Origin of the sequence: Symbiobacterium sp., from assembly GCF_040797425.1 — a bacterium.
Classification (GTDB): Bacteria; Bacillota; Sulfobacillia; order Symbiobacteriales; family Symbiobacteriaceae; genus Symbiobacterium.
Genome location: NZ_JBFNEH010000072.1, coordinates 1 through 11878, shown reverse-complemented (window position 1 = coordinate 11878; position 11878 = coordinate 1). Strand labels below are relative to the sequence as shown.

Annotated in this window: 10 protein-coding genes; 7 read left to right on the top strand and 3 right to left on the bottom strand. The window is 69.1% G+C overall.

Translation table 11 applies throughout. From position 1 onward, the window contains the following. On the top strand, window positions 1-1272 hold a 1272-nt coding region (locus AB2385_RS15600), incomplete at its 5' end, for an amidohydrolase (RefSeq protein ID WP_367655939.1). A 221-nt stretch (window positions 1273-1493) separates the two neighbouring features. On the opposite strand, the gene AB2385_RS15595 is transcribed toward AB2385_RS15600, so the two are convergent. Then, complete coding sequence (locus tag AB2385_RS15595; RefSeq protein WP_367655938.1) at window positions 1494-2135, bottom strand: ATP-binding cassette domain-containing protein; 642 nt, start codon at window positions 2133-2135, stop codon at window positions 1494-1496. A 397-nt stretch (window positions 2136-2532) separates the two neighbouring features. On the opposite strand from AB2385_RS15595, the gene AB2385_RS15590 reads away from it, so the two are divergent. Genes AB2385_RS15590 through AB2385_RS15580 form a run of 3 tightly spaced genes read left to right on the top strand, consistent with a single transcriptional unit; the run spans window position 2533 to window position 5648 of the window. Continuing rightward, the gene (locus tag AB2385_RS15590) at window positions 2533-3864 is read left to right on the top strand and encodes an ABC transporter substrate-binding protein (protein ID WP_367655937.1); all 1332 of its coding nucleotides are present in this window, start codon (window positions 2533-2535) and stop codon (window positions 3862-3864) included. A gap of 17 nt (window positions 3865-3881) precedes the next feature. Next, window positions 3882-4808, top strand: coding sequence for a carbohydrate ABC transporter permease (locus tag AB2385_RS15585; protein ID WP_367655936.1), 927 nt, complete (start codon window positions 3882-3884; stop codon window positions 4806-4808). 3 nt (window positions 4809-4811) lie between these two features. After that, a complete protein-coding gene (locus tag AB2385_RS15580; RefSeq protein WP_367655935.1) occupies window positions 4812-5648 on the top strand; it encodes a carbohydrate ABC transporter permease in 837 nt (278 codons plus the stop codon). A 289-nt stretch (window positions 5649-5937) separates the two neighbouring features. On the opposite strand, the gene AB2385_RS15575 is transcribed toward AB2385_RS15580, so the two are convergent. Both AB2385_RS15575 and AB2385_RS15570 read right to left on the bottom strand, forming a co-directional pair. Beyond that, entirely contained in the window at window positions 5938-6171 is a 234-nt protein-coding gene (locus AB2385_RS15575) for a hypothetical protein (RefSeq protein ID WP_367655934.1), read from the bottom strand. A gap of 232 nt (window positions 6172-6403) precedes the next feature. After that, on the bottom strand, window positions 6404-7270 hold the full coding sequence (locus tag AB2385_RS15570) for a M50 family metallopeptidase (RefSeq protein ID WP_367655933.1): 867 nt from the start codon (window positions 7268-7270) through the stop codon (window positions 6404-6406). A 245-nt stretch (window positions 7271-7515) separates the two neighbouring features. Between AB2385_RS15570 and AB2385_RS15565 the strand changes: the two genes are divergently transcribed. The 3 genes from AB2385_RS15565 (at window position 7516) to AB2385_RS15555 (ending at window position 11785) form a co-directional block, all read left to right on the top strand. Beyond that, window positions 7516-8322 carry a DUF6884 domain-containing protein gene (locus AB2385_RS15565; protein ID WP_367655932.1) on the top strand — a complete coding sequence of 269 codons (807 nt, stop codon included), beginning with the start codon at window positions 7516-7518 and terminating at the stop codon, window positions 8320-8322. 355 nt (window positions 8323-8677) lie between these two features. Then, complete coding sequence (locus tag AB2385_RS15560; RefSeq protein ID WP_367655931.1) at window positions 8678-10054, top strand: aspartate aminotransferase family protein; 1377 nt, start codon at window positions 8678-8680, stop codon at window positions 10052-10054. Window positions 10055-10057: 3 nt separating this feature from the next. After that, window positions 10058-11785, top strand: a complete 1728-nt coding sequence (locus AB2385_RS15555) for an FGGY-family carbohydrate kinase (protein WP_367655930.1) — start codon at window positions 10058-10060, stop codon at window positions 11783-11785. Window positions 11786-11878 lie beyond the last annotated feature (93 nt).

Genomic DNA, 11878 nt, shown 5'->3' with positions numbered 1-11878 from the left:
GTGATGCCCACCGTCATCGCCACCCGCCGGGACCTCCACATGCACCCCGAACTCGGCCACATGGAGTTCCGCACCGCCAGCAAGGTCGCCCGGCGCCTGAAGGACCTCGGCTTCGCCGTAAAGGTCGGCCGGGAGGTCATGAACCCGGACGCCCTGCTCGGCCTCCCCAGCGCCGAAGAACTGGAGGCCGCGTACCAGCGGGCCGAGGCCGAGGGGGCCGACCCCGAGTTCCTGCCCCTGCTGCGCGGGGGCCTGACGGGCGTGGTCGGCGAGTGGCGCACCGGGCGCCCGGGCCCGACCATGGCGATGCGGTTCGACATGGACTGCATCCCCGTCGCCGAGAGCACCGATCCTGACCACATCCCGCACATCGAAGGCTTCGCCTCCCGCCACCCCGGCGAGACCCATGCCTGCGGCCACGACGGCCACACCGCCATCGGCCTGGGCGTCGCCGAGATCATCACGCAGATCGCCGACCAGCTCTGCGGCACCATCCGCCTCATCTTCCAGCCGGCTGAGGAGGGCTGCCGCGGCGCCAACCCGATGGCCGAGGCCGGCGTCGTCGACGACGTGGACTATCTCCTCGCCTCGCACCTGGGATGCGGCGTGCCTTCGGGCCACCTCTACACCCGCATCGACGGGCTCCTCGCCTCCACCAAGTTCGACGTGACCTTCAAGGGCGTCCCGGCCCACGCCGGCGCCACCCCCCACGACGGGCGTAACGCCGTGCTGGCGATGGCCCAGGCGATTCAGGGACTCTACGCCATCTCCCGTCACGGAGAGGGCACCTCCCGGGTCAACGTGGGCGTCGTCAGGGGCGGCACCGGCCGCAACGTCATCCCCGCCGAGGCCTACATGCAGGTGGAGGTGCGCGGCGCCACCGACGACATCCTGCAGTACATGGAAAACCGGGCCCGGAAAGTGGTCGAGGGCGCCGCCATCGCACAGGAGGTCGACTACGCCATCTCTGTGCAGGGCCGCGGGCTCAGTTCCAATAACAGCGCCGAGCTGGCCGCGCTGATCGCCGAGGAGGCGGCGCACATCCCCGGCCTTACCGTTCACAACCAGGGGCACATCACCGGCGGCAGCGACGACTTCACCGTCCTCGCCGCCCGGGCCGCCCGGCACGGGGCCCAGACGCTCTACATGGCCCAGGGCACAACCCACAAGGCCGGCCACCACACCCCCCGCTTCGACATCGTCGAGGCGGACCTGGAGCACGCCGTGGCCGTCTTCGCCCTGGCCGCCGCCCGCATCTGCGGCGTGAAGTAGAAGAAGCATCGTGAAGACGAGAAGGGGGCGCCGGTGCGCCCCCTTCTCCGTTTTCGGCGTGAGTCCGTGTCCTACCGGATCGCGTGGGACCGGGTCTCCCCCTTCGCGTTAGCTTCCCTCTGTGCCGGCTGCGTGCGGAAACTCCCCCTTCCGCCGCCGGGTTCCGCCCTCCCCGCCGGCCGGCTGCGCCCGGCGCCGCGGCCCGCTGCAGCCCCCACGCTCTAGTCCGCCCGCCAGTCGAGCCGCTTCGCGACCGAGAATCCCGCCGCCAGCAGCCAGACGCAGAGCAGTCCGACCGGGCCCCAGAAGTGCGGGCCGTAGCTCCCCTGCAGGGCGTCCGTGATCGCCATCGCCGCCTGGCCGATCGGGAAGAGGTAAGACGTGGCCCGCATCAGCGCCGGCATCTTCTCCACCGGTGCCATCACCGGGGAGAGGAAGATCACCACCAGGTAGAGCACGTTGCTGTACAGGTTCACCCGGGCCTGCGTCCGGGCCAGGCTGCCCACGCCGGCGCCGACCAGGGTGAGGCTCGCCGCGGCCAGCAGCGCCGGCGGCACCGCCGCCAGCGTGTTCTGCAGCGGGATCCCCATCTGCCAGGTACCCAGCAGCAGGCTGCACACCATGCCCGGCAGGGCCGAGGGGTCTGCGACCACGTCGTAACCGAAGAGGCGGATCGTGCCGGACGTGGGTCGGCTGAGGCCCGTCAGCTGCTGGATCAGCGTCGTCTTGCCGGCGACGTTGGGGCCCAGGAGGCCGAAGACCTCACCCTGGTAGATCTCCAGGGAGGTGCCGTCGTTGGCAGGCGGCTGGTCCGGGGCGTAGCGCTTCACCAGGTTCCGCACTTCGTAGGGGAGGGAAGCCATGGTCGCTCCCTCCTTTGTTCTGTCTGTCGTTACATCAAGGCAGACACATTCAGCAAGGCGAATTGTTCGCACACAGAGGTGCGAACCGCCGGACAGTGCGGCCGGGCGTGAGGGCACCCCGCCGGGCCGGGGTTCAGCCTCCCCCGACCTCCCCCGCCAGCCGGTATCGCCCGGTTCGACAGCCTACACCACGCTCTCAACACCGCGTGTGGCCGCGCAAACCAGGCCGGTGCGCTCCTGCAGGGGCACCCGCCGCATCGACGGATGGTTCGCGTGACCGACCACACCGGGCTGTGCTTTCAGCACATTGTTCTGACTAGCGCTAAGAGGGTAATTAGCTTGTAATGCCGAATATGCTGTTCATCCGGTCTATACAACCGTAAGGGGGATGTTCAGCGTGAGTCGGTACCGCCCACTGGCAGCGTTGTGCCTGGTTCTGAGCCTCCTCGTTTCGGCCTGCAGCGGCTCCCCGAGTGCCCCGGGTCCCGCTCCGACCGATACTTCCCCGCCGCCCGCCACGGAGCCTGCCGAGTCCGGTGCCGGCAGCCGTCCTCCCGCCACGGTCTCGGTCTGGTCCTGGCGGGTGCAGGACGAGGAGCTGTGGCAGAAGGTCCAGGAGCGGCTGAACGCCAACGGCGAGAACATCACCATCGAGTTCCGGGGGATCAAGTCGACCGAGTATGACGCGGTCCTGCGGACCGCCATGTCCGGCGGCGATGGACCGGACATCTTCACCTCCCGCGGCGGCGCCGGTACCCGGTCGTACGCGGAGGCCGGCCTGATTGAGCCGCTGGATGCCATCGACCTCTCCGGATTCGACGAGGGCATCCTGCAGCAGGTCTCCTACGAGGGCCAGGTCTACGCCGTACCCTTCGCTGTGCAGACGCTCACGTTCTTCTACAACAAAACGATCTTTGAGGAGAACGGCCTCAGCGAACCCAAGACGTGGGACGAGCTGATGCAGATTATGGAAACCCTCAAGAGCAGGGGCATCACGCCGATTGCCATCGGCGGCAAGGACGGCTACGCCGTCTGCCTCATGGTCGACGTGATCGGCGCCACCTGGCTCGGCGACCAGTGGGCGCAGGACGTCATCGCCGGCCGGACCGACTTCACGGACCCCAAGTTCGTGGACGTGCTGGCCAAGGTCGACTCCCTCAAGCAGTACGCCCAGGATGGCTTCCTCGGCACGGCCCAGCGTGACGCCCGCACCCTCTTCGCCACCGGCCAGACCGCCATGATCATCGACGGCATCTGGGCCGTGAACACCTATTACCTGCAGACCGACCCCGACCTCCAGCTGGGCTCCTTCCTGGCCCCGCCGGCGCGTGAGGGGGACCCGGTGCGGATCTATCCCTATGTAGACGGAGGCTATGCCGTCAACTCCCGGTCTGCGGTGAAGGAGGCCGCACTGCGGGTGGCCGCCTACACCGCCACCGCCGAGTTCGCCCAGATGTACGCCGACCTCTTCGCCGAGATCCCGGGCAACAAGAACGTCACCTTCCCCGCCGATCAGCCCATGCTGGCGAAGGCGGTGCAGCAGATGAACGAGGTGGGCCTGAAGACCCTCTTCCGCATCCGTTCACCGTTCGACAGCGGCACACCGGACATCTCCACCAGCCTGGGCGCCAACATCCAGGGCATGTTCGCCGGTCAGCTCACGCCGCAGCAGGCGGCAGAGAACGTCCAGGCGGATCTCGCCTCCTGGTACCCCGCTTTCCAGAAGTAGCGGAGGGAACGCTTCAGATGTACACAGCACGGAAGGGCCCGGGCCGGTACAGCTACTGGCTGATGCTGGCTCCGGCCCTGGTCCCCTATTTGTTGTTCAAGGTCTATCCGTTCTTCCAGTCGATCTGGCTCAGCCTCTATGAGTGGAACGGCATCCCCGGCTCACCCAGGGTCTGGGTGGGCCTGGAAAACTACGCCCGCTTCCTCTACCAGCCGCCCTTCTCCACCATGTTCTGGCGGGCCCTGCGCCATAACTTCATCGTGTTCGGCCTACTGCTCGTGTGGTCAACCGGCCTGGGCACACTGCTCGCCTGGATGCTCACGCAGATCCGGCGGGGCGCCGGCTTCTACAAGAGCATCATCTTCATGCCGAACACGGTCTCCCTGGCCGTCACAGGCTTCCTCTGGAGCCTGATGCTGAACCCCCAGTTCGGGGCGGTCAACGCGCTGCTGCGCCGGGTGGGGCTGGGCGCCCTGGCCATGCCCTGGCTGGGCGACAGCCGCCTCGCCCTGCCTACGGTCATCGCGGTGAACGTGTGGCACGGGCTCGGCTTCCCGGTGCTGATCGCCCTGTCCGCGATGCTCTCGGTGCCCAGGGACATCCTGGAGGCGGCCGAGGTGGACGGTGCGGGTCGCGTGGCCCAGTTCTGGAAGATCACCTTTCCGATCATCCTGCCCACCCTGATCAACCTGATGGCGCTCAACTTCACCGGCGCGTTCAGCCTCTTCGAGATCGTCTTCGTCATGCAGGGGGCAGAGGCCGGGCCGTTCTACAGCACCGACCTGCTCGGCACCCTGTTCTACCGCACCGCCTTCGGCGGGACGGGGTCCACTGCGAGCGGCATGGGGCTGGGCGCCGCCCTGGCGGTGGTCATCTTCCTGATCGTCATCCCGGTCTCGCTGCTTGCGAGCCGCATCCGGCAGCGGTTCCAGGTGGAGGTGTAGCCCATGGTCTGGCAGAACCCCCGCCCGCGGTGGTCCGTGATCGGGTTTCACCTGGTGCTCGGGGCGTACACCCTCGTCGTCCTGTTTCCGATCATCACCATGCTGCTGGGGTCGGTGAAGAGCACCCGCGATCTGATCGTGAACCCCTTCGGCTGGCCCGAGACGTTTGTGTGGTCCAACTACCTGCGGGCCTGGAGCGAGGCCAACTTCGCCGTCTACTTCAAGAACAGCCTCTTCGTCACCGCCGCCTCCACGGCCGCTACCCTCCTGGCCGCTTCCATGGCCAGCTTCGTGCTCGCCCGCATCCCGTTCCGGCTCAATACCTTCATCCTGGGCCTCTTCACCGCGGGCCTGGTGGTGCCCAGCCGGCTCTCGATCATTCCCCTCTTCCTGCTAGTGCGGGACCTGGGGCTGATGAACACCCACCTGGCGCTGATCCTGATCTACGTGGGCACCTCCATGCCCTTCGACATCTTCCTGCTCACCACGTTCTTCCGGCAGGTGCCGGTCGAGCTGGCGGAAGCAGCGGTGGTGGAAGGGGCCGGCCTCTGGACCGTCTACTGGCGGATCATGATGCCCCTGGTGCGCCCGGCGCTGGCCACCGTGGCCATCTACGAGGCGCTGGGCGCGTGGAACGACTTCTTCTTCCCGCTGATTTTCCTGCGGGACAACAAACTGATGACCATCCCGGTGGGCCTGAGCGTCTTCTTCGGCGAGTACGCCACTGACTGGCCCACGCTCTTCGCCGCCCTGACGATCTCAATCGTGCCGGTCATCGTGATGTTTGCCTTCATGAGCCGGCAGTTCATCGCCGGGCTCACGCAGGGTGCGATCAAGTAAGCACAGGCGGCAGTCCGCCTGCCGACGGCGACAGCCTCTCCCGCATCAAAGCCCGGCCAGTACACCCCCGCTTCGACCTCGACGGGTCAGACCTGCAGCGCGGCCTGGCCGTCTTCGCCCTGGCAGCCGCCCGCATCTGCGGCGTGAAGTAGAGGAGGCGACAGGAAAATGAAAAGGGGGCGCCAAAGCGTCCCCTTTTCGGTTTCGTCGTGCATCCGCTTCCTTCCGGACCACGCGGGACCGCGGCTTCCCGTTCGCCGTCAGCCCGGACCGCGGTTGCGTGCGGAGACTACTCTCCGGCGGCGCCCCCGTCCGGGCGGCGCTGCCGCCAGACCTTGAGCCCTCCCCCCGCCGCGCCCAGCGCGAGGGCGACCCAGAACCAGAAGCCACCGAATCCGCCCCACGAGAGCATCAGCGCGATCAGGGCCAGACCGAGCAGCCAGTCTTCGACGAGCGCCTTCTTCCGAGGTCCGCCGGCGCCCTCCCTGGTGCCACCAGAACCTTGACCTGTGTGGGTTGGCATGTACGTCCCATCCTTCGACCGAGTGCTGCGAGGCATGTGCGGCGCCTCGTGCTGTGACCACAGTGCGCATCGTGCGGCGCTGCCGGAGTCGCTTCCTTTAGTATTGGGTGGCGGAGACGCGGTTCCCTTCCAGGACCGCCCCATCCGGCGGAGTGCTCTACGCTCGAGCACGTTCCGCACTCCGCCGCCGGTGCAACCCGACCGGTGGGGGCGAAGGGCGCAGCCCTCCTTCTCATCTGGCGCGGGGCCGCACCCGGAGCAGGTGCGAGCGCAGGGCCGTGAGCAGCAGCAGGATCGAGAGGCCCAAGAGGTTCAGGGTCAGAATCCGATAGCCCTCCGGGATGCGCATCGCCGCGGCGTGGATGGCGTCGCTGCGACCCATCGCCAGGATCGTGGAGCCGAGGATGAGCCCGAGGAAGAGCACGTCCCGCCCCCAGGCGAAGACGGCCGGGCTGACCCGCCGGCCGGTAATCCCCTCGTAGAGGCAGGCCAGGGCGCCGAAGCCGTCCAGACCGGGGAACGGCATGAGGTTGAAGGTGGCCAGCACGAGCTGAACCGTCACGAAGCCGAACGCCACGTCTTCCCATCCGAACGGCTGCTGCAAGGCCCCGCCCATGGCCGCCAGGGATCCGGTGCCGGTGGGGCCGAGGCCCATGACCAGCGTCGGGATGAAGTTCACCACCATCGCGCCGAACCCCGCGATGAGCCCGTCGAGGAGGCGCCCGGCCGCGGCGACGGCGTGGAGCGCCGCCATGCCAGGGCCGTGGCCCGCCTGCCAGGCCTGGTACCCAAAGAGACCGGCCGCCCCCGCGAGGCCCAGGACCAGGTTGGCCGCCGGGCCGGCCAGGTAGACGAGGAGATTCCGCCACCACCCCGCCTCGCTCGCCAGGCGTTCATCTGCTTCCACCTGGGCTCCCACCGGCAGCAGACCCACCTCACAGGGAACGTTCCGCCAGATGAACCGCAGCAGCGCGGGGCCCAGGAACAGCCGGGCGCGGCGGGGCGGGAAGCCCGCCTCCTCCATGAGCCACCAGTGGCCCAGTTCGTGTACGACGAAGGCGACGGGCAGGCCGATGGCCATGCCGATCCACCATCCCATGGGGCGTCCTCCCTTGGCAAGGTCTGGTGGAGCGTATGAGGGGCTTCACAGAACTAGAACAATCCTCTGGGGGCTCCACTCTGCTACTAGCTTTGACCGCACGGCTGCCCGCCATAACGTTGTGCGGCCCTGGCCCCGGGCCGCAGTCAGAGCTCTCCTCAGCCCCGGTAGCAGGAGTTGGAAATTTCAGCACCGAACCGCTCGGTATAGAACACATCCAAGCTCAAGACACGGGGGTGACCGCTGTGCCGCGTCGAGTCGCCCTGATCAGCTGCACCAAGACCAAGACCAGTTATCCGGCTCCGGCAAGGGAGCTGTATGGCGCGTCGCCGCTCTTCCGCAAGGCCCTGGCCTACGTGGAGCCGCGGGTGGACGAGGTGCTGGTGCTGTCGGCCAAGCACGGCCTCGTCACGCTAGACCAGCCGCTGGAACCGTACGAGCAGACCCTCAAGGTCATGGGAACCGCGGAAAGGCGATTATGGGCCGAGCGGGTCTTCCGGCAGATCCGGGAGCACTTCGGCGGGTCCCTTGAGGACATCACCTTCGAGTTCCACACGGGCACGGAGTACCGTGCCGATCTCGAAGGACTGCTCACCAGAGCCGGAGCGACGTGCACCTGCCCCGTCGAAGGGCTGGGCATCGGCGAGCGGATGAGTTTCTACGACAGCGGGGGCCTGGTGCTCCGAGCAAAGACGCAGGGCGAGCGGCGGATGCAGCCTCCGGCCGGACCTCGGGCGAGTGTCCCCGCTGAGCCTGAGGCCAGGCCCCGGTCGGCGCCCTGGGTGCGGATTCCCTTCGAAGTCGTCTGGGGGCGGATCGTGGCCCACGCCGGTGAGCCGTTCTACCTGATCCGCGGCGGGGAGTTCCACTACAGGGTGACCGGGCACACCCTGCACCTGGACCGGACCAGCCAGATGATCCCGTACTCCCAGCTGGAGCAGGCCTATCAGCTGGTACCCCTGAAAAACACCACCTCCGTCCAACACCTGCGGGCACCGGCATATCTCTATGCCATCCTGATGGATCCGCGCATCAGGCAGTCAGACTGGTGAGGAGAGCCGCGTCTGCCTCGCAGAACCGGGCAGGCCGGGCCTGCTTGCTGCAGAGAATGGCTTGTGATCGGCAGAAGGGCGCCACGAGACGGTGCGAGTCGCGAGTCGACCGTGGCCCGGTGCGTACCGGTCCACGGTTTTTCGTACGCTTCGCCTGACGCCCACCGGCGTCTACTGTAGCCTGAGACAGCGGCAAGGATCACGCCAGTGGCTGCAGCACCCGCTGCCGGAACCGCACCCTTCAGACAGTGCACATGCGGTGTTCGGGACGGTCCCACTCACCCGAGGTCTCTTGGGCAGGAATATCCCACTCTTCGCGGAATTCCGTCACATCAACCCGCGAGGAGGGACCCCCATGGATCTGCTCGCCGGCCTCGAGGCCCAGCTCAGGCCCTACCGGGACCGCTTCCCCTCCCACCGCCGCCTGCCCGCGAAGGGCCGGCCCCGCGCGGAGATCCTCGCCGAGGTCGCCGCCATGCAGGAGGCCGAGGCGCCGCGGTGGCGGGAAGGTTACGCCTCCGGCGCCGTCTACCACGGCGACGAGGAGCACATCGCCTTTCTGAGCCAGGTCTACGCCCTCCAGTCCCAGTCCAACCCCCTCCACCCCGACCTCTGGCCCAGCGCGGCCAAGTTCGAGGCGGAGGTGGTCGCCATGACCGCCCGCATGCTGAACGGCCCCGACTCCGCCTGCGGCACCGTCACCTCCGGCGGCACTGAGTCGCTGCTGCTGGCCATGAAGACCTACCGGGACTGGGCCCGGGCGACCAGGGGCATCACCGAGCCCGAGGCGGTGGTGCCTGCAAGCGCCCACGCCGCGTTCGACAAGGCCGCCCAGTACTTCGGCATCCGACTCATCCGCACGCCGATGGGCCCCGACTGCCGCGCCGACGTGCGGGCCATGCGGGAGGCCATCACGCCCAATACCGTCGTCGTCGCGGGGTCGGCGCCGGGCTTTCCCCACGGCGTCGTCGACCCCATCCCCGAAATCGCCGCCCTGGCCAAGGAGCACGGCATCGGCTGCCACGTGGACGCCTGCCTCGGCGGCTTCGTCCTCCCCTGGGCGGAGCGGCTGGGCTACCCGGTGCCCCCCTTTGACTTCCGAATGGAAGGCGTCACCTCCATCTCCGCGGACACCCACAAGTACGGCTACGGCGCCAAGGGGACCTCCGTCCTCCTCTATCGCACCCCCGAACTGCTGCACCACCAGTACTTCACCGTCGCCGACTGGCCCGGCGGCCTCTACTTCTCCCCCACCCTCGCCGGCAGCCGGCCCGGGGCGCTGGTGGCCACCGCCTGGGCCGCGATGCTGGCCATGGGCGAGGAGGGCTACCTGGAGGCCACCCGGCGCATCCTGGCGGCGGCCGACCGACTGAAGAAGGGCATCCGGCAGATCCCCGACCTGCAGGTCCTGGGTGACCCGCTCTGGGTGATCGCCGTGGCTTCGGACCGCCTCAACATCTACCAGGTAATGCAGGAGATGGCCGAGCGGGGCTGGGTCCTGAACGGCCTGCACCGGCCGCCGGCTTTCCACCTCGCCGTCACGCTGCGCCACACCCAGCCCGGCGTGGTGGACCGCTTCCTCGCCGACCTCGAGGTCGCCGTCAAGGCCGTTGCCGCCAATCCCGAGAAGCAGACCGGCCTCGCCCCCATCTACGGCATGGCGGCCGCCGCCCCGCCCGACCTGGTCCGCCAGGTGCTCACCGGCTACATCGACCTGCTCTACAGGGTGTGAGCCATGGCGGAGCGGTATGTTCTGGCCTTCGACCTGGGCACATCGGCCCTGAAGGCGGCCCTGGTCTCCTTCATGGGCCGGGTCGCCGCCCTGGAGAGCGTGCCGGTCCGGCTGCACCTGCTGCCCGGCGGCGGGGCGGAGCAGGACCCTTCCGAGTGGTGGGCCGCCCTGGTGGCCGCGGCGCGCCGGCTTTTGGCCCGGGGCGTCGCCCGCCCGGACCAGGTGGCCGCCATCTGCTGCACCGCCCAGTGGTCGGCAACGGTGGCCGTGGACCGGAGCGGCCGCCCCCTGATGCGGGCGATCAGCTGGATGGACACCCGCGGCGCGCCGGACGTCGCCCGGCTCACCGGCGGGCCCATCTCCATCTCCGGCTACGGCGTCGACAAGCTGTGGCGCTGGGTCCGGCGCACCGGCGGCATCCCCGGCCGGGCGGGCAAGGACTCCCTCGCCCACATCCTCTACATCCGTCGGGCCCGCCCCGACGTCTACGCCGCCACGCACAAGTTCCTGGAGCCCAAGGATTACCTGAACCTCCGCCTCACCGGCGAGTTGGCCTCCACCTACGAGGCCATGACGCTCCACTGGGTCACCGACAACCGGGACCCCTACCGCATCCGCTACGACCCCGACCTGGTCGCCGCCGCCGGACTCGACCGGTCGCAGCTGCCCGACCTGCTGCCGGCCACGGCGGTGCTCGGCCGCCTCCGGCCCGCCGTGGCCGAGGAACTGGGGCTGAGGCCCGATACCCACGTGGTGGCGGGGACCCCGGACATCCACGCGGCGGCCATCGGCTCCGGAGCGACGCGGGACCTGGAGCCGCACCTCTACGTGGGCACCTCCGCCTGGATCTCGGCCCACGTGCCTTATCTGAAGACCGACCTCCTGCACAACATGGCCTCCATCCCCGCTGCCATCCCGGGGCGGTACCTGATCGCCAACGAGCAGGAGGCCGCCGGCGCGTGCCTGCTGCACGTGCGGGATCTGCTGACAGAGCCGTGCCCGGCCGCGAGTGCAGGTCCGGATGCGACCCTTCCGGATGCCCGTCCAGGGCACCCGGCAGGCGCCGCGGCGGAGCGCCCCGCCGTTGCGGACCCGGGCCCCCTCGCCGGCTCCGGCGCCGCCTCCTTGCCACCTGTAGGCGCCCACCCGGGCCCCGCACAGGTGCCCGACGGAGCCCTGGAGCGGCTGCTCGCCCTGGCCGCCGCGGTCCCGCCCGGCAGCGACGGGCTCCTCTTCACCCCCTGGCTGTACGGGGAGCGCACCCCGGTGGAGGACCCGTGGGTCCGGGGCGGCTTCCACAACCTCTCCCTGCGGACCACCCGGGGCCACCTGGTGCGGGCGGTGCTGGAGGGGGTCGCCTGCAACGCCCGCTGGCTGCTGGGGGCCGTAGAGTCCTTCGCGCGGCGGCGGATGGAGCCGCTGCAGATCATCGGGGGCGGGGCCCGGTCGCCGCTCTGGTGCCAGATCTTCGCCGACGTGCTGAACCGGGTGGTCCAGCAGGTGGACCGCCCCGTGGAAGCGAACGTGCGGGGCGCCGGGCTCCTGGCGCTGGTGGGCCTGGGCGAGCTGGGCTTCGGCGACATCCCGGACCTGGTGGCCGTCGCCCGCACCTTCGAACCGGACCCGGCGCACCGCCGGACCTATGATGAACTCTTCGCCGCCTTCGTGGCCATCTACCGACGGAACCGGGGGCTGTACGCCCGGCTGAACCGAAGGGCGGCCGCACCCTGAACGCGGGCGCACGGGCCGCCTGAGGTGAGGCGAGGGGAGAACAAGACGGGGTAGCCCGCAGGGGGCTACCCCGGTGCTGCTTTCGAAGGCACT